Source organism: Streptococcus suis (assembly GCF_002964045.1).
Classification (GTDB): domain Bacteria; phylum Bacillota; class Bacilli; order Lactobacillales; family Streptococcaceae; genus Streptococcus; species Streptococcus suis_U.
In genome coordinates this window covers 1-21,876 of record NZ_POPB01000267.1, presented here as the reverse complement: position 1 = coordinate 21,876, position 21,876 = coordinate 1, and the positions used below count along the sequence as shown (strand labels likewise).

General features: G+C 39.8%; 20 protein-coding genes, 1 pseudogene and 1 other annotated feature. Of the genes and pseudogenes, 15 read left to right on the top strand and 6 right to left on the bottom strand.

Translation table 11 applies throughout. The annotated features are described in order from the left end of the window. Positions 1-248: 248 nt before the first annotated feature. Positions 249-5,528 carry a S8 family serine peptidase gene (locus tag C1E99_RS03595; protein ID WP_105206610.1) on the top strand — a complete coding sequence of 1,760 codons (5,280 nt, stop codon included), beginning with the start codon at positions 249-251 and terminating at the stop codon, positions 5,526-5,528. A 19-nt stretch (positions 5,529-5,547) separates the two neighbouring features. Here the strand turns inward: C1E99_RS03595 and C1E99_RS03590 are convergent, their stop codons facing one another. Further along, a complete protein-coding gene (locus C1E99_RS03590) occupies positions 5,548-6,402 on the bottom strand; it encodes an NAD(P)H-hydrate dehydratase (RefSeq protein ID WP_105206609.1) in 855 nt (284 codons plus the stop codon). 99 nt (positions 6,403-6,501) lie between these two features. Here C1E99_RS03590 and nth point away from each other — a divergent pair, with 99 nt between their 5' ends. From nth to C1E99_RS03555, 7 genes are all read left to right on the top strand, one after another. Further along, positions 6,502-7,125 carry an endonuclease III gene (gene nth, locus C1E99_RS03585; protein ID WP_105107128.1) on the top strand — a complete coding sequence of 208 codons (624 nt, stop codon included), beginning with the start codon at positions 6,502-6,504 and terminating at the stop codon, positions 7,123-7,125. A 164-nt stretch (positions 7,126-7,289) separates the two neighbouring features. After that, positions 7,290-8,441: an iron-containing alcohol dehydrogenase gene (locus tag C1E99_RS03580; protein WP_105107129.1), complete on the top strand. Its 1,152-nt coding sequence runs from the start codon at positions 7,290-7,292 to the stop codon at positions 8,439-8,441. A gap of 155 nt (positions 8,442-8,596) precedes the next feature. Continuing rightward, on the top strand, positions 8,597-8,884 hold the full coding sequence (locus tag C1E99_RS03575; RefSeq protein ID WP_238146200.1) for a hypothetical protein: 288 nt from the start codon (positions 8,597-8,599) through the stop codon (positions 8,882-8,884). 410 nt (positions 8,885-9,294) lie between these two features. Then, entirely contained in the window at positions 9,295-9,561 is a 267-nt protein-coding gene (locus tag C1E99_RS03570; RefSeq protein ID WP_105107131.1) for a tyrosine-type recombinase/integrase, read from the top strand. A 68-nt stretch (positions 9,562-9,629) separates the two neighbouring features. Next, entirely contained in the window at positions 9,630-10,481 is an 852-nt protein-coding gene (gene ylqF, locus C1E99_RS03565) for a ribosome biogenesis GTPase YlqF (protein WP_105206608.1), read from the top strand. Further along, entirely contained in the window at positions 10,468-11,247 is a 780-nt protein-coding gene (locus C1E99_RS03560; protein WP_105206607.1) for a ribonuclease HII, read from the top strand. The genes ylqF and C1E99_RS03560 overlap by 14 nt, the downstream gene beginning before the upstream one ends. Then, complete coding sequence (locus tag C1E99_RS03555; RefSeq protein WP_105206606.1) at positions 11,244-12,254, top strand: YdcF family protein; 1,011 nt, start codon at positions 11,244-11,246, stop codon at positions 12,252-12,254. Before C1E99_RS03560 ends, C1E99_RS03555 begins: the two co-directional genes overlap by 4 nt. Before the next feature lie 32 nt (positions 12,255-12,286). Here C1E99_RS03555 and trhA read toward each other — a convergent pair whose 3' ends face one another. The 4 genes from trhA to C1E99_RS03535 form a co-directional block, all read right to left on the bottom strand. Next, a complete protein-coding gene (gene trhA, locus C1E99_RS03550; protein ID WP_105206605.1) occupies positions 12,287-12,937 on the bottom strand; it encodes a PAQR family membrane homeostasis protein TrhA in 651 nt (216 codons plus the stop codon). Beyond that, positions 12,927-13,373, bottom strand: a complete 447-nt coding sequence (locus tag C1E99_RS03545) for a DUF1836 domain-containing protein (protein ID WP_105206604.1) — start codon at positions 13,371-13,373, stop codon at positions 12,927-12,929. The genes trhA and C1E99_RS03545 overlap by 11 nt, the downstream gene beginning before the upstream one ends. A 108-nt stretch (positions 13,374-13,481) precedes the next feature. Then, positions 13,482-15,134, bottom strand: coding sequence for an FAD-dependent oxidoreductase (locus C1E99_RS03540; RefSeq protein WP_105206603.1), 1,653 nt, complete (start codon positions 15,132-15,134; stop codon positions 13,482-13,484). Between the two features lie 10 nt (positions 15,135-15,144). Beyond that, positions 15,145-15,468, bottom strand: coding sequence for a rhodanese-like domain-containing protein (locus tag C1E99_RS03535; RefSeq protein WP_105206602.1), 324 nt, complete (start codon positions 15,466-15,468; stop codon positions 15,145-15,147). A 111-nt stretch (positions 15,469-15,579) separates the two neighbouring features. On the opposite strand from C1E99_RS03535, the gene C1E99_RS03530 reads away from it, so the two are divergent. From C1E99_RS03530 to rplL, 7 genes are all read left to right on the top strand, one after another. Continuing rightward, the gene (locus C1E99_RS03530) at positions 15,580-15,840 is read left to right on the top strand and encodes a metal-sensitive transcriptional regulator (RefSeq protein WP_105206601.1); all 261 of its coding nucleotides are present in this window, start codon (positions 15,580-15,582) and stop codon (positions 15,838-15,840) included. Between the two features lie 9 nt (positions 15,841-15,849). Further along, positions 15,850-16,410, top strand: a complete 561-nt coding sequence (locus C1E99_RS03525) for a sugar O-acetyltransferase (RefSeq protein ID WP_105107140.1) — start codon at positions 15,850-15,852, stop codon at positions 16,408-16,410. Next, the gene (locus tag C1E99_RS03520) at positions 16,407-17,240 is read left to right on the top strand and encodes an ROK family protein (RefSeq protein ID WP_238146199.1); all 834 of its coding nucleotides are present in this window, start codon (positions 16,407-16,409) and stop codon (positions 17,238-17,240) included. Before C1E99_RS03525 ends, C1E99_RS03520 begins: the two co-directional genes overlap by 4 nt. 171 nt (positions 17,241-17,411) lie before the next feature. Next, positions 17,412-18,254, top strand: a complete 843-nt coding sequence (gene dprA, locus C1E99_RS03515; RefSeq protein ID WP_105206600.1) for a DNA-processing protein DprA — start codon at positions 17,412-17,414, stop codon at positions 18,252-18,254. Positions 18,255-18,346: 92 nt separating this feature from the next. Beyond that, positions 18,347-20,440 (top strand): type I DNA topoisomerase, encoded by a 2,094-nt coding sequence (topA, locus tag C1E99_RS03510; RefSeq protein ID WP_105206599.1) that lies wholly within the window; start codon positions 18,347-18,349, stop codon positions 20,438-20,440. 113 nt (positions 20,441-20,553) lie between these two features. Further along, positions 20,554-20,688 (top strand) — a sequence feature (ribosomal protein L10 leader region). A 26-nt stretch (positions 20,689-20,714) separates the two neighbouring features. Then, positions 20,715-21,209 carry a 50S ribosomal protein L10 gene (rplJ, locus tag C1E99_RS03505; protein ID WP_002936486.1) on the top strand — a complete coding sequence of 165 codons (495 nt, stop codon included), beginning with the start codon at positions 20,715-20,717 and terminating at the stop codon, positions 21,207-21,209. A 65-nt stretch (positions 21,210-21,274) separates the two neighbouring features. Further along, entirely contained in the window at positions 21,275-21,640 is a 366-nt protein-coding gene (gene rplL, locus C1E99_RS03500) for a 50S ribosomal protein L7/L12 (protein ID WP_002936483.1), read from the top strand. Here the strand turns inward: rplL and C1E99_RS15200 are convergent. Further along, positions 21,623-21,876: pseudogene (locus C1E99_RS15200) on the bottom strand (hypothetical protein); the annotation flags it as partial. The gene rplL and the pseudogene C1E99_RS15200 overlap by 18 nt on opposite strands.

Sequence of the window (21,876 nt, the reverse complement as noted above, 5' to 3'; positions counted from 1 at the left end):
GTTTTCTTTGTGTAGCATAGGAGAACCTCATAAGTCCTTTTTCTTATATTATACTCCTAAATACGAAGAAAAGCCCTTAGAAAATCAATTCTAAGGACTTTGTCTTCAGTCTGAAGTTATAACAATATGTTATAACTGGTTATAAGTTTGTTAAATAACTGAATTTTCAGAATTTACTTGAATTACAAGCAATTTTGTGTTTAAATAGTTTCATTGATGTAAATCAATGAAAAATTGGAGGTAATAATATGAAAAAGAAAGAAACCTTTTCGCTTCGGAAATATAAAATTGGTACAGTCTCTGTTTTACTAGGGGCAGTATTTTTGTTTGCCGGAAATAAAACAGTTGCGGCAGAGGAAGTTGTGTCTTCTAGTCATTCCAGTCAAATTGAATTAATCAGTCAAACAACTCAAACAGAGTCTGCAATAGCTTCGGAAGAAAATACCCAACAAGTTGTTCCGGAAATTAACCTTGAGACAACAACTAATTCAACGAAAGTAGAGCAGTCAGTTACTGTAACAGAGGCTGAGAATGTGACTGAAATTGCAGGACAAACAGATAGTATTCCTTCTGAAATTAATCAAAATATAACGCAAAATACACCTGTTGATAATAGTGTAGCGAATGAAACACTACGTTCAGATTCAGAACTAGAAAATAGCAATGAGGTCATTCAAACTTCCGACTCAGCTCAAGATACTAGTTCACAAATTGGAACAACTGAAGATGCAAAACCACAAAACATTGATAGCAATACCATTATTACAGTTCCTAAAGTTTGGGATAATGGGTATAAAGGAGAAGGAACTGTAGTTGCAATTATAGACTCAGGTATTGATATTGAACATGATGTTCTTCAAATTTCAGATATTTCAACAGCAAAATTTAAAAATGAGGCAGAAATTGAGGCAGCAAAAGCAGCAGCTGGAATTGATTATGGACAATGGTTTAATGATAAAGTCATTTATGGCTATAACTATGTAGATGCAAATAATGTCTTAAAAGAAGCTGATAAACATTCTCATGGAATGCACGTTACTAGTATTGCAACAGGAAATCCAAGTAAACCTGTAGCAGAACAATTAATGTATGGGGTAGCCCCAGAAGCGCAAGTCATGTTCATGCGTGTCTTTTCGGATATAAAGGCTACAACAGGTGCTGCCTTATATGCGAGAGCGATTGAGGATGCTGTTAAGCTTGGTGCAGATAGTATCAACTTAAGTCTTGGTGGAGCAAATGGTTCTGTAGTGAATATGTCTGACAGCGTAACTGCTGCAATTGAGATCGCGAGACGTGCTGGTGTTTCAGTAGTCATTGCAGCTGGTAACGATGGAACATTTGGTTCAGGACATTCAATTCCAAGTGCTGATTATCCAGATTACGGTTTAGTGGGTAGTCCATCTACTGCTAGAGATGCAATTTCTGTAGCTTCCTATAACAACTCAACTGTTGGTAGCAAGGTTATTAATATCATTGGATTAGAAGATAATGCTGAATTGAATTATGGAAAGAGTTCATTTAATAATCCAGAAAAAAGCACTGTTCCCTTCGAAGTAGGAAAGGAATATGAATACGTTTATGCTGGTATCGGTGAAGCAAGTGATTTTGAAGGATTGGATTTAACAGGTAAATTAGCATTGATCAAACGTGGGTCCATTACTTTCTCTGAAAAAATCGCCAATGCAACTGCAGCAGGTGCAGTAGGAGCAGTAATCTTTAACAGTAGAGCTGGTGAAGCAAATGTAAGCATGCAGTTGGATGATACAGCCATTGCAATTCCTTCGGTCTTTATTCCTTTGGAATTTGGAGAAGCCCTTGCAAATAATTCCTATAAAATTCTTTTTAACAATGAAACTGTCATTCAGCCTAATCCTGAAGCAGGACTATTGTCTGATTTTTCAAGTTGGGGACTGTCTGCTGATGGTGAATTGAAACCAGATTTAGCAGCTCCAGGCGGGGCAATCTATGCTGCAATAAATGATAATGACTATGCAAATATGCAAGGAACTAGTATGGCTGCACCTCATGTTGCTGGTGCTGCAGTTCTAGTAAAACAATACTTGCAAGAACAATTTCCAAATAAGTCTCCTCAAGAAATAGAATCATTAGTAAAAAATCTTTTAATGTCAACAGCGAAAGCACATACTAACTCTGAAAGTGGGGCATTTACTTCTCCACGTCAACAAGGTGCGGGTATCATTGATACAGCTGCTGCGATTTCAACGGGATTATATGTTACTGGAGAAGATGGATATGGAAGTATTACATTAGGTAATGTTGCAGATAGCTTCGAATTTAATGTTACGGTTCACAATATTTCAAATCAAGATAAAACATTACATTATTCTACCCAACTTACTACAGACACCATCAAGGATGGATATGTTACATTAGCGCCTCGTTTCTTGAAGGAATTTGAAGGATCTAACATTACCATAAAAGCAAATTCTTCTACAACATTAACAATTTCTATTAATGCAAGTGAATTTGCAGAAGAATTAACAGCTTTGATGAAAAACGGCTATTACTTGGAAGGTTTCGTTCAGTTTACAGATACTGTTGATGGTGGTGAAATTGTTAGTATCCCTTATGTTGGATTCCGTGGTGAGTTCCAGAATTTGGCTGTTTTAGAAGAGCCGATTTACAATTTGATTGCTGATGGAAATGGAGGTTTCTATTTTGAACCTGTAGAAGAGGTGCCAAATACAGTCGATATCAGTCAACATTATACTGGCCTCGTGACAGGTAGTACAGAATTGATCTATTCAACTGATAAACGAACTGATTTTGCTATTAAGACATTAGGAACATTCAAAAATGAAGCAGGATATTTTGTATTAGAATTAGATGAATCTGGACAACCTCATCTTGCAATTTCACCAAATGATGACAGTAATCAAGATTCCTTAGCATTTAAAGGGGTATTTTTAAGAAATTACACCAATTTAGTAGCGAATGTTTACGATGCAAATGACATTGAAAGAAAAGTAGCATTGTGGACAAGTGAAGCTCAAAGTGGAGATAAAAACTATTATAGCGGCGATCCAAAAAATCCAAAATCAAGCATCATTTATCCAACTGAATGGAATGGAACAGATAGTGCAGGCCAAGCATTGGCAGATGGTAAGTATCATTATGTGCTTACATATTCTACAGAAGTTCCAGGTGCAGATGTTCAAACTATGGTATTTGAGGTAGTTGTAGATCGTGAATCTCCAATCATTACCACAGCAACCTATGATGCTGCAAGCCATAACTTCAATCCACGCCCTGCCACTGATTCTGGTTTAGCAGGAATTTACAGAGAGCAAGTATTCTATTTGGTCGCAGATGATAGTGGAATTACAACAATTCCAACCTTGGCTGAAAACGGGGATGTGACAATATCAGACAATAAAGTCTTTGTAGCTCAGAATCAAGATGGTTCGTTTACCTTACCATTAGATTTAGCAGATATTTCAAAATTCTATTATACAGTCGAGGACTACGCTGGAAATGTAAGTTTTGAAAAAGTAGAAAATCTCATCAGTATTGGAAATGAATCTGGTTTAGTTTCTGTAAATATTTTAGATAAGGATACTAATGAACCAGCTCCAATTCTATTCTCATATTCTGTTACTGATTCAAACGGAAACATTGTAAACGAACTGCCTCGCTATGCAGATGATAGTTCTACTATAAAATTACCATTTGGTACCTATACATTTGAACTCTTCTTATATGATACGGAATGGTCTACATTAGCCGGAGATACCAAATTTGAAGTTACCATTTCGGAAGAAAATAGTAAGGATGCTGTGAACTTCTATGTTGTTTTGAAGGATAAAGGCAATCTTTTGATCGATATTGATAAACTCCTACCTACAGGTTCATTCATTCAGCTTCAAACCAACGATGGCTTAATCATAAATGTACCAAATGCCAAGTACTCTAAGACGGACTACGGTAAATTTGTTCCTGTTGGAAATTATACAATTGTACCTGTTCTTCCTGAAGGATACGAATTCTTAGAGGATTTAGTGGTAGAAGTAGTCAGTGAGCAGAATAATCTTAAAAAACTTACCTTGATTGATAAAGTGGCATTACGTGACTTCTTGTCTGCTAACCTAGATATTGAACAACTTGCAAAATACTACAATGCAGAGTCACAGCTACAAGAAAATTATCAGACCAACTTGATAGCTGCAAGATCAATTGTTGACAATAAGCATAATCAGTCTGAAGTTGATTCGGCCTTAGAAAATCTCCTCGCAGCCTACAATGCTTTAAATGGTCAAGAAACTGATTTAACAGCAATTAGCAAGGAAATTAGCGAATATACAACCACTCAAGCGTCAGCCAAGTATTACAATGCTGATTCAACCAGTCAAATTTCATATGACACCGCAATGCGAGTTGCACAATTAACCTTGAGCAAACATAATGTAACTCAGGTTGAAATCGATCAAGCATTGTTCAACCTCATTGCTGCCAAAGAAGCCTTAAATGGTCAAGAAACTGATTTAACAGCAATTGGCAAGGAAATTAGCGAATATACAACCATTCAAGCGTCAGCCAAGTATTACAATGCTGATTCAACCAGTCAAATTTCGTATGATACTGCCATGCGTGTAGCACAATTAACCTCGAGCAAACATAATGTAACTCAGGTTGAAATCGATCAAGCATTATTCAACCTCATTGCTGCCAAGGAAGCCTTAAATGGTCAAACAACAGATTTTACAGCTCTAGAATCCGAAGTCAATGCTTACAATTCAGTGAAAAATAACTTTGTTTATTTCAATGCAGAAACTGAAAAACAAAAGGCCTATGATTCAGCTGTTCAATCTGCACAACTTGTCTTATATCAAGAAAACCTGACCCAGGCAGTTGTCAATCAAATTCTGACCAATCTTTTGACTATAAAAGCTGATTTGAATGGTCAAAAGACAGATATTTCGGCGTTACGTAACGCAGTAGCTGTCTCATCTCTCCTTAAAACGACTGATGCCAAGTATATCAACGCTTCAGAGAATGTCAAACAAGCCTACGATCAAGCGATTGAAGCAGCTAAAGTCATTTTGGAAGACGAATTTGCAAGTCAAGAACTGGTCAATCAGGCACTAACTAACTTGATAAATGCCCAGGAAAAACTTGATGGTGTAGCTAGTCCATCCAGCGAGGAAAATCCATCAGAAGTTCCAGGTTCTGACATCAAAGTCGAAGAAAATAAAACAGCTCCGCCTTTGGGCTCCGAAGCTGAGTCAAATGAAAACGGCCCATCAACCCTCAATCAGATTTCACCAACAATAAATTCTGTTCAAACGAAAGAAGTAAAACACCTTTCACAAATAAATGAGGGTCTATCTTCAGTTCAACAACCAAAAGAATCTATTCTAGTTGAGAAGAATCAGAGGGCAAGTAATTCATATGACACAAGCCAGACAAAATTACCTAATACGGGTAACACAAATAATAATTACCTATATATTATTTTTGGTTTGACCCTTGGACTTACAAGCTTTGTACTTCGAAAAAAGCAAGAATAATCAGCAAAAAAGCACTTAGTTAACTAGGTGCTTTTTGCGTTTGAAATTGATACATCGTTTTCTGAATTTCTTTTGAAATGTCTGTAGGCTTGACTAGATAGAGTTGCTGTGATAGTTGGTCTGCAATGTGAGAATGAAGGTAGGTAGCAGTCACAACTCTATCGTAAAGTTGAACATGTGGAAATTGTAGGGCAAAGCCTGCTATCATACCGGCAAGCGTATCTCCCATACCTCCAGTTGCTTGATAGGGACCACCAGCTTTGATGGGAGTAATCTGTTCGGGAGTTGCTTGAAGCACTTGTGTTGCAGAACTCTTGGCCACTAAAATAGTATGTTCTTGAAAGGTTTGTAAGGCTAGTAGATTGGTCTGGCTTGTTTGTTTGGCAATGGGGATAGTCGATAGTCTTTCCCATTCTTTTTGGTGGGGAGTTAAAATGGCTTGTTTACAAGGGAAGTGTTTTTGATTTTGCTTGGCGATAATGGTCAAGGCAGAGCCGTCTATGACTAAAATCTGTTTTTCTGACAAGTGTTCAAGTACTAGGTCAACTAGGTTTTCTGCTCTGCTATTGTCCCCTAAACCTGGACCAATCAAAACCAAGTCCGCATGTTTTAAGTTAGTCACGAGTAAATCATTGTCCTCAACCGAAAAGGCCATGGCTTCAGGTAGGTGGCTATGCAGTGCTGGAATGTTTTCTTTCTCAGTCGCGACAGTGACCAAGCCAGCTCCGCTATTGACAGTGGCTAGGGCAGCCATAATGATAGCCCCACCGTAAGGATAAAGGCCGCCAATCAGTAAGGCACGGCCGAAGGTCCCCTTGTGGCTGTCCATGGGACGAGCCTGAATGACCTTTCTACAAAGTTCTTGTAAATACATAAATGTCAACTCCTTTCATAGATTATTATAGCATGAGAGCTAACGATAAATGCAGGTAACTTTTTAGAAAAATCATCTTTTTCATGCTATAATGGACACATGGTATTATCAAAGAAACGTGCAAGAAAAGTTATTGAAGAAATCATTGCCCTTTATCCTGATGCTAAGCCAAGTTTGGACTTCCGCAATCATTTCGAATTGGTTTGTGCAGTGCTCTTATCTGCCCAGACAACGGATGCTGCTGTTAACAAGGCCACCCCTGGTTTATTTGCAGCTTTCCCAACACCCCAGGCCATGGCAGCAGCAGAAGTAAAGGACATCGAGCCTTACATTTCTCGTTTGGGCTTGTATCGTAATAAAGCCAAATTTTTGAAAGAATGCGCCCAGCAATTATTGGATCGACATGATGGCGTTGTACCTCAAACTCGTGAGGAATTAGAAGCCTTGGCTGGAGTTGGTAGAAAGACGGCTAATGTAGTGTTGAGTGTTGGATTTGGCATTCCTGCCTTCGCAGTTGATACCCATGTGGGCCGCATTTGTAAACATCACGACATTGTCAAAAAATCAGCTACACCCTTGGAAACGGAAAAGCGGGTCATGGAAGTCTTGCCTCCTGAACTCTGGCTCCCAGCCCATCAAGCCATGATTTATTTTGGACGAGAAGTCTGTCATCCCAAGAATCCTGAATGTGGTAAATTCCCACAATTATATGAATTTGACTAAAAAAGCGTCGACTATAGTTTTAACTATATTCAACGCCAATATAAGATTAAAGAAATCTTCAATTTGAAGATTTTTTTGTTATATATTTCACAAATAAATTGCATTATAACGGAATATATAGTATAATAATATAAAATAATTCAAATAAAAAAAGGAGCTTGTCTATGGCAACATTTTACGTCCCAGCGGTCAACTTGATTGGTCGCGGTTGTGTCAACGAAATTGGTAGTTATGTCAAGGATTTGGGCTACAAAAAGGCTCTGCTTGTAACAGATGATTTTATCCGAACAAGTGATATTTTACCTAAAGTGACCAAGCCGCTTGATGAAGTAGGTATTGACTATGTAGTCTTTAGTAAGGTCGATCCTAACCCGACCTGTAAAAATGTATTTGATGGACTAGCAGTTTTGCAGGAAAATGACTGTGATTTTATCATCTCAGTCGGTGGTGGCTCTCCTCAAGATGCAGCAAGCTGTATTTCCATTATGGCAACAAACGGCGGTAAACCACAAGACTATGAAGGATTGCATAAGTCAGAAAAACTTGGTCTGCCAGTTGTCGCTATCAATACAACTGCAGGTACTTCTGCTGAGATTACCATTAACTATGTCATTACCGATGAAGAACGCAAGGTTAAAATGGTTATGGTAGATAAAAATAGCTTGGCCGTTATGTCAGTTAATGATCCAGAACTCATGCTTTCTAAACCAGCAGCTTTAACTGCAGCAACGGGTATGGATGCTTTGACCCATGCTATCGAAGCTCTAGTAACTCCAGGAGCATATGGTGTGACCAAGAAACTGTCAATGGGTGCCATTGAGTTAATCAAAGAATACCTACCACGTGCAGTTGAAAACGGTCAGGATATCGAAGCCCGTGAAGCTATGGTCCATGCTATTTTCCTCGGTGGTATGAGCTTTAATAATGCTGGTCTAGGCTATGTGCATTCAATGGCTCACCAATTGGGTGCTGTTTACGATCTACCACACGGCGTCTGCTGTGCTATGATTTTGCCAATCATTGAACGTGAAAATGCCAAACGTGTTCCAGCAGCTTTCCGCGATGTTGCAAAAGCTTTAGGTCTTGATATCGCAGGTAAGACTGATGAAGAATGTGCTGACTATGCCATTGCCCAAATCGAAGAATTGTCAGCCAAAGTCGGTATTCCGAAGAAATTAACAGAGCTTGACATCAAAGAAGAAGACTTTGATTTTGAATATCTCTCTAAGAATGCCTTGATTGATGCTTGTGCACCAGGAAATCCATTCATGCCAACCTTAGAAGAAACTATCGCTTTCTATAAAGAGTTGTTCTAATCAATTGATTTAATATTAAATACCTGCAATCTGGTGAATCAAATATAGGTTGTAGGTATTTTTTAAACCTTTTCTTATTTCAAATTAACAATAATTGGTAAGACATTTATATATAGAAAGCTAATGATTCATCATAAAATGAATTGTGATATAATTTGCATAATAAAGATATAATTATCCAAAGATGGAAAGGTGTTAGAACCAAAACAATGATTAGTTCTGATGATTTGTATTGTAATGAATTAGCACAGGCTTTGTTAAAAGAATCTAAATATCAAATTGAGGCTAGTGTTGCCCATCAAATAGCAAGACAGTATGCAAGTCAAGTAGAATTTGAAGAACCAATATTGATGCACGTAGGAATTAACTCTATTGCAAGTAACTTGATTGAAAAAATTAAACCAGAATATTTTCAATTAGGCTCAGATGGTTTTAATACTTGATAATTAGGTCGTTTGAGAAATTTTAATTAAAAATCAATCTGAAGTTATTGAATGAGCAGTGTATATAGATGAAGTTGTAAAAACTAGGCATCTGATTTTGGAAGCCTAGCTTTTTTCTGCTCAGAAAAAACATGTTTGGTAGTCACATTTACCTACCTCCAAAATGGTATATTGGACTTGAGTAACAGTTTGTTGCAAAAAAGAATAACTTTTATGAGTAAATTATGTCTTTATATTTTGATAATAGGTGATTAGAACAAGGAATATTAAACACGTAATTCATTCAACTCAAATACTAATAGTCATTCATTTAGAAGAAATAAAAGAGGTTTTGAGCTGGAAATAAAGGGCGGTAAAATAAAGAAATTCGTGGTATAATAGTCATTGTCAATTTTTGTGTATTATAGAACATGAAAAATGCTAAAGATTTACAAAAAAACTGTGAAGCTCGGTATGGTTTTAAATGGAATAAAAACGTTGTACCACACAGTTTCCGTCATATTCATATTTCAGCTTTGAGAAATAATAATGATGTACCATTAAAAGAAATTCAATTAAGAGTTGGACACGTTGAAGTAGAGACAACTAATGGATATACACATCTTGAAGTTGGGACTCAGGAAAAATCAGTTCAAGCAATCACAACTTATTTTAATAAGCTTGATTTTGCCCAATAACTGCCCATTTCTTATAAAAAATATCAAGTTAGGCTCATAAAAGCCCAAAGTAAAGGAGTTTTAATCCCATGGCAATTATTCAATGGTTTCCGGGCCATATGTCCAAGGCACGCCGGCAGGTGCAGGAGAATATCAAGCACGTTGATTTCGTAACCATTTTGGTCGATGCCCGCCTGCCCCTATCCAGCCAAAACCCCATGTTGACCAAGATTGTCGGCGACAAGCCCAAGCTCATGATTCTCAACAAGGTCGATTTGGCAGACCCTGTTCGTACCAAAGAATGGCAGAGCTACTTTGAAGGTCAGGGCATTCGTACCCTTGCCATCAACTCAAAAGAGCAAGCGACGGTGAAAAAAGTGACCGACGCAGCCAAGAGTCTGATGAAAGACAAAATTGAACGTCTCCGCGAAAGAGGGATTCAAAAAGAAACCCTGCGGACCATGATTATCGGTATTCCAAACGCTGGAAAATCCACCCTTATGAATCGTCTGGCTGGAAAGAAAATTGCCGTTGTCGGCAACAAACCAGGTGTGACCAAAGGTCAACAGTGGCTCAAGTCAAACAAGGACCTTGAAATCCTTGATACACCAGGGATTCTCTGGCCTAAATTTGAGGACCAGGAAGTTGGACTGAAGTTGGCTCTGACTGGAGCCATTAAGGACCAGCTCTTGCCTATGGACGAGGTCACTATTTTTTGTTTGGACTATTTCAAGGCCAACTACCCAGAACGTCTACAAGAGCGGTTTAAGGGCATGGATTTGGAGCAGGAAACGCCTGAACTCATCATGGACTGGACCAAGAAACTGGGCTTCCGTGATGACTATGACCGTTTTTACAACCTCTTTGTCAAGGATGTTCGAGACGGGCGTTTGGGCACCTATACATTGGATAAGGTGAGTGACTTAGATGGCAACGATTAAGGAAGTGACTGCTCTGCTGGCTCAGGTGGACAGTCTTGACAGTCCTGTCTGGTCGGAACTAGCTCAGGATGAGCGAGCAGGGGTCCAGGCTGCTATCAAGAAACGCCAAAAGGAGCTGGAAAAAGAAGCAGTAGAAGATGCTCGCTTAGAAGCTATGCTATTCTACGAAAAAGCCCTTTATGAAAATGGGGTGGAGTTAATCGCTGGCATAGACGAAGTCGGCCGGGGGCCACTAGCAGGTCCTGTGGTGGCAGCAGCGGTTATCTTGCCCAAGGGCTGCAAAATCCGCTACCTCAACGACTCCAAGAAAATCCCTAAGTCCAAGCACGAGTCAATCTACCAAGAAGTCATGGAGAGAGCTCTGGCAGTCGGTGTAGGTGTCAAAGATGCAGCTGTCATCGACCAGGTCAACATCTACGAGTCGACCAAGTTAGCTATGTTAGAGGCTTTGGGGCAGTTGAGCCAAGAGCCTGAACACCTCTTAATAGATGCCATGAAGTTGGACACGAAAATTCCGCAAACCTCTATCATCAAGGGAGATGCTAATAGCCTGTCTATCGCAGCTGCCTCAATCGTGGCCAAGGTGACGCGGGATAAGATGATGGCGGATTACGACAAGGAGTTTTCAGGCTACGGCTTCGCCAAGAATGCAGGCTATGGAACTTCAGAGCACTTGGAAGGCTTGAACCAGCTAGGCATCACGCCCATTCACCGCAAATCCTTTGAGCCCATTAAGTCTATGGTAACAGGAGGATATACGTCGTGACAGTCTTTTTCTGGCTATTTTTAGCAGCTATCGGTCTGTTTGCTCTCGTCTATTTCTGGGAGCGGCGGTCGATTTTTATCTCACTGTTTGCCTTGAATATCCTCGTCTGGGCCTTGGCATGGATTATCTCAACAGGCATTCTCGAAAACAATGAAATCTTACGCTTGCTGGCTATAGCCGTGGCTATGGTGCTCTTTTTAGCCTTGTTAAGTGGTCCATTTGTCTTGCTTTTCACACTTTATCTGAATGGCTTTCAGATTTTGAAGAGAGAAGGTGTTCGCTTCCATAATTTCCTATCCTTGGGACTGGCGGTCGCCCTGACTTTCTATCTCTTCATCGCTCCTTTTGTTGTTCAATCCCTTTCAGGGATCAGCTTTTTCAACATGCTGTTCGTCTATGTTGGTTTTTTGGTGTCATATGCTATTATCATCAGCATGCTCTATACCACGTCTAGCTTTGTCAATTTGGTCAATATCTTCCCAGGCAAGCTTGATTATGTAGTGGTCTTAGGTGCGGGCTTGATTGGTGATAAGGTGACGCCACTTTTGGCTTCTCGTATTGAAAAAGGCATAGCGATCTACAAGAAACATCCTGGTAGCAAGCTCATCATGTCAGGCGGACAGGGTCCTGATGAACTCCTGGCAGAGGGGCAGGCTATGGCTAATTGTGCCTTGGAAAAGGGTATTCCTTTGGAAGATATTGTGATAGAAAACCAATCAACCAATACCGAGGAAAACTTGAAATTTTCCTATGCCCTGATGAAACCTGGCAGTCGATTTGCCCTTGTAACCAATTACTATCACGTTTTCAGAGCTCTGCTATTGGCACGACAACTGAAAATCAAATGTATCGGCTACGGAGCAAAGACAAAATTTTACTTTAGCCTAAATGCCTTTATTCGGGAATTTGTTGGCTATGTGGTCATGAGCCGAAAGACGCATTTGGTCTTTTTGAGCATCGTGTCAGCCCTTTACCTGATCGGAGTGATCATCAGTTTAATGCATTAAAAACAGCCTCTAGGTGACTAGAAGCTGTTTTCTTATAACATAAAGTAGACAATTGCCATGTATTGCAGTGCGGAAGCCAGTAGGATAAAGAGATGCCAAATCATGTGGAAGTAGGGCTTTTTCTTGGCGTAGAAGATGGCGCCGATGGTGTAGGATAAGCCACCCGCCAGCATGAGAATGCCAAATACCATTCCAGTCTTTTGCAGAATGGCTGGCAAGATAAAGACCACCAACCAGCCCATAAAGAGATAGAGAAAGAGGCTGAATTTTTCGTTTATTTTTTTAGCAAAAATTTTATAGAGTATACCGAAAATAGTCAATCCCCATTGCAAACCTACAATCAGATAACCCAGCCAACCACCGACCAAGGATAGGGCAACAGGTGTGTAGCTTCCTGCGATAGCAATGTAAATCATGCTGTGGTCGATAATCCTTAGGATGTACTTGTGAGTAGAAGCGTAGGGCATGGAGTGGTAGATAGAAGAGGAAAGGAACATGAGAAATAGGCTGATGACAAAGATAGTCATGCCGACCACAGCAGTCAGGTTATAGTCTTGAAAAGAATGGATTGCAGTAATGGGGAGTAAGACCAACATAAGCAGGGCTCCGACTGCATGGGTAACACTGTTAGCAACTTCTTCACCAAAGGAAAGTTGTAGGCTTAATTTCAAACTAGGATTCATAGTGACTCCTTTCTAACTCCATAGTGAGTTGACGGGTTTTGTAATATAGTTTAACAGACTGGCAGGCATAACGAATGATGTCAGGCGTTTCATCGCTCTCCTCATTTCGCATGCAGTCAACAAAATGATTGTATAAAGTTTCAGAACTGTCTACCTGGAGTAGAAGATTTAAGGTCTGACTGATTTCTTGAATAGAAAAGACATTTTTTAAGATAGACAAGGCAATCAAGCGGGCAACTTGCTGTTTTTGATATTTTTTCTTAACAGGTTTTTCAAGCTGTTTGTGTTTGACGTAGTTGTTTATCATAGAGGCCGTCAAACTTTTTTGTTCCAATAGCTTTGATGAATTGGTCGTCTGGTTAACATACAGCAGAACTTGGTCCAAATACAAATCTAAATCAGGTAATTCATGCCAGTAGGGGATAGTTTGTTTCATGATTATCTACTTTCTTTTATCTAGTATTGGTAACTAGATTATACAATCTTCTATATTCAAAGTCAAACAAAACTCTCCTGTAATCGGAAAATACAGAAGAGTTTTTCATCATGATAGGATGATATTCTCAGGCAAAGCCATCTTATATAGAGAATAAGCCCCATCTAAGTTTTTAACGCTAAATCCGTGTTCTTTCAAAATTCGCTCAGCGATGTAAGAACGCAGTCCACTATGGCAGCTGACGATATATTCTTTTGAACGATCTAGTTCACCAATACGCTCACGGAGTTGGTCCAAAGGAATGTGAAGAAACTCTTTGAACTGTCCACTTTCGACTTCGCTAGGATTACGAACATCTAGCAAGATTTTTCCAGTAGCCAGTTCCTCATCTAGCTGGTGCCATTGGATATTTTGGCTGATACCTTCTGCGATATTCATAGCAGCATAGCCAATCATATTAACAGGGTCTTTTGCAGAGCCAAATGGCGGAGCGTAGGTTAACTCTAGCTCTGGTAAATCAAAAATCGTCAGTCCAGCCTTGATAGCAGTGGCAAGGATATCTATCCGCTTGTCGACTCCTTTTTGACCAACTGCTTGGGCACCGAAGATTTTTCCATCAGTTGGTGAGAAAATCAGTTTCAGAACAATGTCAGTTGCACCTGGATAGTAACCTGCATGGTCTTTTCCAGTAGTATGAACAATGGCATATTCATAGCCGAGGGATTGAACAGTACGTTCGCTTAATCCTGTTGAAGCGGCAGCTAAGTCAAAGACTTTCACAATAGCTGTTCCGATTGAACCCCTGTTTGTACGAGAAAGTCCAGCAATAACATCCGCTACTTGTCGTCCTTGTCGGTTAGCAGGAGAAGCTAAGGAGATGAGGGTGTCTTGACCAGTAATTTCCTGTTTGACCACGATAGCATCACCAACTGCGTAAATATTATTTTGACTAGTTTGGTAGTTCTGATCAACGAGAATCCCGCAACGGAGTCCCACTTCAATGTCAGCATCTTTTGCTAATTGGCTATCAGGTGCGACACCAACTGATAGAATAGTTACATCAGATGACAAAGTTTGTCCGTTTGATAGTTCTAAGCTGTGTCCCTTTTCACGAAAAGCAGTGACGGATTGTCCAGTGATAACGGTTATTCCTTTTCTGTTGAGCTCAGCTTCAATAAATCGTGCCATTTCCAAGTCAAAGGTTGGTAGGACATGAGGTGCTCGTTCAACAAGAGTGACTTTCAGTCCTTTTAAGGCTAGATTTTCAGCCATTTCCAGACCGATAAATCCAGCACCGATAACAACTGCTTGACCAGATTCGATCTGGGTTAGTTTAGTCATGATCTTATCCAAATCAGGTACGTTTCGAAGTGTAAATAGATTGTCGGCTTCGTAAATTCCTTCAAGTGGTGGAATGACTGGCTTGGCACCTGGTGATAAAATCAGTTTGTCATAGCTTTCAATCAGTTCACCAGCTGGTGTATTGACTGTCACAGTTTGATTGCCTGCGTCAATATTAATAACTTCATGGAAGGGGCGGACATCTAGATTGAAGCGTTTTTTCAAACTTTCTGGCGTTTGAAGCAACAAGCTATCGTGCTCTGCTATTTCCCCAGAAATATGATAAGGCAGACCACAGTTGGCAAAGGAGACAAAAGGCCCTTTTTCAAAAACGATGATCTCCGCAGCTTCCATAAGACGACGAAGACGTGTCGCAGCTGACATACCACCAGCTACACCGCCTACAATGATAATTTTCATGAGTTACCTCCTAGATCATTTCTCCAGTCCAAGCATTCATGCCGCCTTTTACATTGACAGCTTGATAGCCTTGAGATGTCAGAACGTCTGTCGCCCGTTGGCTTCGCATTCCAGATTGACAGATGACAAGATAGTGCTTATTTTTATCGCCTTTGAATTGATCAAGTTGACTGAGAGGTTGGTTGATAGCTTGCGGAATATGACCACTTGTAAATTCATCAACTTCACGGACGTCTAATAAAACAGTGTTCTTTTCTTTTAATGCTTGAGTGACATCCGAAATTGATAGGCCATCACCAGCAGAGAAAAGTCCAGATAGTAATTGTTTAAACATGATAGATTCTCCTTCTATACCCTATAGGGTATTTAAAATATAACAAATTCAAGGATTGATTGTCAAGTTTTAGAATTGACAATTTGAGAAACAAGCAGTACCATATAGGGTATGAATACTGATAAAAAAAAGATGATAAACCGTTTGAAGCGTGCCGAAGGACAGCTTCGTGGCATTCAGAAAATGATTGAAGAAGAACAAGAATGTATTGATATTGTCACGCAACTAAGTGCCGTCCGATCTAGCATCAACAGTATGATGGGTTTGGTAATTGCACAGAAAGTTCAAGATTGTATTGAGAATCCTTCTGATAATCCTGAGGAACAAGAGGCCCGTCTAGCAGAAGCCATCAATCTGATAATAAAGAAATAGGAGATGAACATGCCTACCGAAAGAGAAAAGATGATAGCAGGTCAATTATATATAGCTGCCGATCCAGAACTTAGACAAATGAGAACGCTGGCTCGCCAAAAGATGCGGGACTTCAATAATGAGTTAGATGGCTCTATACGTTCTCAAATTTTGAAAAACTGGTTTGGAGCTACAGGCGAGCGCATTTACATGGAGCCAAATTTCTACTGTGATTACGGAAGTAACATCCATGTCGGAGAGGATTTTTATGCTAATTTCAATTGTACTATGCTTGATGTCTGTCCGATACGAATTGGGAAAAACGCCATGCTCGGTCCCAATGTACAATTGTTGACTCCCTTGCATCCCTTGGACCCTGACGAGCGCAATTCTGGTTTGGAATATGGCGCACCTATTACAATTGGTGATAATTTCTGGGCTGGTGGTGGTGTGACTATCCTACCAGGCGTGACCTTGGGAGACAACGTGGTTGTTGGTGCTGGTTCAGTTGTGACCAAATCTTTTGGTGATAATGTCGTTTTAGCGGGTAATCCTGCGCGTGTTATAAAGGAGATTCCTGTAAATAGATGAGGGATTTTTTAGCAATCGATATCGACGGAACGTACATAAAATATGGAAAGATAAGCAAGGATGGAACCATTCTCGAACAAAGTAAGGGTCCAACTCCACAAAATATAGTAGATTTCAATTTATTTCTAAGAAATATAACTGAGCAATTTGGAACGACTATATCTGATATCTGCATCTCTTGTCCTGGTAATGTTAACAATCAAACAGGCTTTGTTCGTTCTGGGGGCTTGATTCCATATTTAAAAAATATTCCATTAGCTGAAGAAATGAGTGTTTTTTCTGGACTTCCTGTTACAGTATTGAATGATGCCGATGCCGCAGGATTGGCGGAGGCACAATCTGGTAGCCTTAAAGATTGTTATTGTGGAGGGGCATTGGTGCTGGGAACTGGAGTTGGATTGTCAATCGTTTCCAATGGCCAGCTTATCGGCTTTACTGAATTGCAATCCAAAGGGTTATTAACAAAGCCAATACGCCATTCTATAGCCATTAAAGATAGGGATATTTTTCATGATTTGGGTATGGTACTAGATTTACATTGGCAAGGCTTACAAAGTTTAATTCATAATCAAGGTTCAGCCGTTGGTTTTGTAAATCAGGCCAGCGAGCATCTGGGGTTAACTGAGTCCGACGGTTTAAAAGTGTTTGAGGCAATACAAAATAGGGAAGACCAGAGCCTTCAAGAATTATTTGATAACTATTGTAATGAAATTGCGACGCTAATTTTGAATTTGAGGTTATTGGTTCACGTTGAGAAAGTAGCCCTTGGAGGCGGGGTAAGTCAGCAAAACATCTTAATTTCAGGGATAAAGGAATCGTATAAAATTTAGTATCTGACCTGCAGATGCCAGTAACCCCTAATATTGAATCGGTAAGAATACAAGCTGCTCATTATCATAATGACGCAAATTTATTAGGAGCCTTGTATTTCCATTTACAAAAAACGGCTTAAAGCTGTTTTTTTATTTTATTTTACGAATAATAGTAGTGAGGTGAAGAAAATGAATAATTTTGAATTGTTTAAATGGAAAAAAGCAGGCTTGACCAATCTAAACATTAATAAAGTTTTGGCCTATCAAGAAAAACATGGTAAAAAATTAACCTTACGCAATGTTGCTGTAGTGTCTGAATGTAAAAATCCCATTCTTTTTATGGAGAATTATAAGAATCTAGATACAAAAGCCTGTCGCGAGGAATTTAATAAGTATCCATCATTTTCAATTTTGGATGACGTTTATCCTTTGGCTCTCAAACAAATTTACAATCCACCTGTACTTTTGTTTTATCAAGGGGATTTAGAATTGCTGGAAAAATCAAAGCTGGCAGTTGTTGGTACCCGAAATGCCAGCAAGAATGGCGTTCAGTCTGTGCAGAAGATTATCAAAGAACTCAATAATCGCTTTGTCATTGTCAGCGGTTTAGCAAGAGGAATTGATACAGCGGCCCACATCGCCAGTCTGAAAAATGGAGGCCAAACCATTGCTGTAATTGGAACAGGTTTGGATAAGGTCTATCCGAAAGAAAACAAGGACTTGCAGACCTACATTGGCAAACACCATCTGGTACTGACAGAGTATGAACCTGGTGCCCAGCCACTCAAATACCATTTCCCTGAACGGAATCGGATTATCGCTGGTTTGGTAGAAGGTTTGGTGGTTTGCGAGGCAAAAATGCGGTCTGGTAGCTTGATTACTTGCGAACGTGCCTTGGAAGAAGGAAGAGAAGTTTATGCTATTCCAGGTTCTATTTTAGATGGAAAATCAGATGGTTGTCATCATTTGATTCAAGAAGGTGCAAAGTGCATTACATCGGGCTTAGACATCCTTTCGGACTATCAATTATAAAATAAGTTTTCCTATAGGAAAATAAAAATCTTGACACTGATTAAAAAATAGTATATTCTTTGTGAGGTTAAAAATAATTGTAAGGTATAAGAATGGCTACGAAATCAGTTAGTAAGAAAAAAACGACAACCAAGAAAAATCTTGTCATCGTGGAGTCGCCTGCAAAGGCCAAAACGATTGAGAAGTATCTTGGTAAAAATTATAAGGTTGTTGCCTCAGTTGGTCACATTCGTGATTTGAAAAAATCAAGCATGTCCATTGACTTTGATAACAACTATGCGCCTGAGTATATCAATATCCGAGGAAAAGGTCCGCTTATCAATTCATTGAAAAAAGAGGCAAAAAATGCCAAACAAGTCTATCTGGCAAGTGACCCGGACCGTGAAGGAGAAGCGATTTCTTGGCATTTGGCTCATATTTTGGGACTAGACGAAAAGGATAAAAACCGTGTTGTTTTCAATGAAATCACCAAGGATGCCGTTAAAAATGCCTTCAAGGAACCTCGTGCTATTAATCATGATTTGGTCGATGCCCAACAGGCTCGTCGTGTTCTAGACCGTATTGTTGGATATTCAATCTCACCTATTCTCTGGAAGAAAGTCAAAAAAGGCTTGTCTGCAGGGCGCGTGCAATCTGTTGCCCTCAAGCTCATCATTGACCGTGAAAATGAAATTAACAATTTCAAGCCAGAGGAATATTGGACTATCGATGCCACCTTTAAAAAGGGTACTAAGAAATTCCAAGCCAGCTTTTATGGCTTAGATGGAAAAAAAGTCAAGGTTGAAAACAATGAGCAGGTCAAGGAGATTCTGGCTCGTTTAAATAGCGATGATTTCTTGGTCGAACAGGTAGAGCGTAAGGAACGTAAACGCAATGCACCACTTCCTTATACAACCTCGACCATGCAGATGGATGCAGCTAACAAAATCAACTTCCGTACCCGTAAGACCATGATGGTTGCCCAACAGCTTTATGAAGGGGTTAGTCTTGGTACCGGTGGTACTCAAGGTTTGATTACCTATATGCGTACGGATTCGACCCGTATTAGCCCTGTTGCACAAGCACAGGCAGCAGAATTTATCACGGAGCGTTTTGGCGAAACCTATTCAAAACATGGTAGCAAGGTCAAAAATGCGACAGGAGCCCAGGATGCCCACGAAGCCATCCGTCCTTCAAATGTTCATTTGACACCAGAGTCCATTGCCAAGTATTTAGATAAGGACCAACTTCGTCTTTATACCTTGATTTGGAATCGATTTGTAGCTAGTCAGATGGCAGCGGCAGTCTTTGATACCATGAGTGTTCGCTTGGGGCAAAATGGTGTCATTTTCGCTGCCAATGGTAGTCAAGTAAAATTTGATGGTTACATGGCAGTCTATAATGACTCTGATAAAAATAAGATGTTGCCAGATATGGAGCAAGGAGATACAGTTGTTAGAACAACAACAAATCCTGAACAGCATTTTACTCAACCGCCTGCTCGCTATTCAGAAGCAACTTTAATCAAGACCTTAGAAGAAAATGGTGTTGGTCGCCCGTCAACCTACGCACCAACCATTGAAACCATTCAGAAACGTTACTATGTTAAGCTTGCTGCTAAGCGATTTGAACCGACAGAGTTGGGTGAGATTGTCAATAAACTCATTGTCGAATTCTTCCCAGATATTGTCAATGTCAAATTTACAGCAGATATGGAGCAAAAATTGGATGATGTAGAAATCGGGAAAGAGCAGTGGCAGAAGGTCATCGATGGTTTCTACCAACCGTTCAAGGTTGAGCTATCTAAGGCTGAAGAACAGATGGAGAAAATCCAAATTAAGGATGAGCCAGCTGGTTTTGATTGTGATGTTTGTGGTCATGAAATGGTCATCAAGTTAGGTCGTTTTGGAAAATTCTACGCTTGTAGCAACTTCCCAGACTGCCGCAATACCAAACAAATCACCAAGGAAATCGGTGTGACTTGTCCAGTTTGCCAAAAAGGTCAGGTGATTGAACGCAAGAGCAAACGTAATCGTCTTTTCTATGGTTGCGATCGCTACCCAGAGTGTGAATTTACATCTTGGGACAAGCCAGTCGGACGTTCCTGTCCAAAATGTGACCACTATCTCGTAGAGAAAAAAGTTCGTGGTGGTGGTAAACAAGTTGTATGTCCAAATGGTGACTACGAAGAAGATAAAATTAAATAAGATAAGACTGCTATTCTCATGGGAATGGCAGTTATTTTTCAAAGTTTGGTAATTTTTTTTAAAAAAATAAGAGAAAAGTCTTGCATTCTATGAAATACTGTGTTATGATTATTGAGGTTTGAAAAAACTGACCTAAGACAGTAGGGGAGCTAGACTCGTAAACATCCTACCGAGGCACAAAACGATTATTGAGATAAACGTATTTGTACTTTCGTGTCTAGGTTTAGGTGCGATTTTTTTGTGCCTAGCCCAAAATAAAAACGGAGGTAAAAAAATGAGTGAAGCTATTATCGCTAAAAAAGCGGAATTAGTAAATGCCGTTGCTGAGCAAATGAAAGCTGCAACATCTATCGTTGTTGTAGACGCTCGTGGTTTGACAGTAGAACAAGATACAGTTCTTCGTCGTAACTTGCGTGGTGCAGAAGTTGAGTACAAAGTTATCAAAAACTCAATCTTGCGTCGTGCTGCTGAGCAAGCTGGTCTTGAAGGTCTTGCAGAATTGTTTGTAGGTCCATCTGCGGTTGCATTCTCAAACGATGCAGTAGCCCCAGCTAAAACAATTTACGATTTCGCGAAAACTGCTGATGCTCTTGAAATCAAAGGTGGAGCTGTAGAAGGTAAAGTTTCTTCTAAAGAAGAAATCGAAGCACTTGCTACATTGCCAAACCGCGAAGGCATGCTTTCTATGTTGCTTTCTGTACTTCAAGCGCCAGTTCGCAATGTTGCATACGCTGTCAAAGCTGTTGCAGAAAAAGAAGACGCAGCTTAATGCGTCAGAGCGTAGCTGCTTAGTGCTACAAACTATTTAAAAACCTAAATTGGAGGAAAATCACAATGGCATTGAACATTGAAAACATTATTGCTGAAATTAAAGAAGCTACTATCCTTGAGCTTAACGACCTTGTTAAAGCTATCGAAGAAGAATTTGGTGTAACTGCGGCTGCTCCTGTAGCTGTTGCTGCAGCTGGTGGTGCTGCTGAAGAAGCTAAAGATTCATTCGACGTTGAATTGACATCTGCTGGCGACAAAAAAGTTGGCGTTATCAAAGTTGTACGTGAAATCACTGGTCTTGGTCTTAAAGAAGCTAAAGAGCTTGTTGACGGTGCACCAGCTATGGTTAAAGAAGGCGTTGCAACTGCAGAAGCTGAAGAAATCAAAGCTAAATTGGAAGAAGCAGGCGCTTCAGTTACTCTTAAATAATAGAGTTTCCAAGCAAAATAAAGAACTTATCACTTTAAAAGTGGTAAGTTTCAGATTGCAGACAAACATCGTTTTGGTGTTTGTCTTTTTTACTGTTTTTAGGGAAAAATAGCTGTTTTGGTGCTTAAACCACCTCATCTGGACAAAATAAAAAGGCCTTCTTGCCATCCTTTTAACTAGTTTTTTGAGATTTAAGCACGCCAAAGTCAGTCCAATCTTATCCTCCATTTTGGACT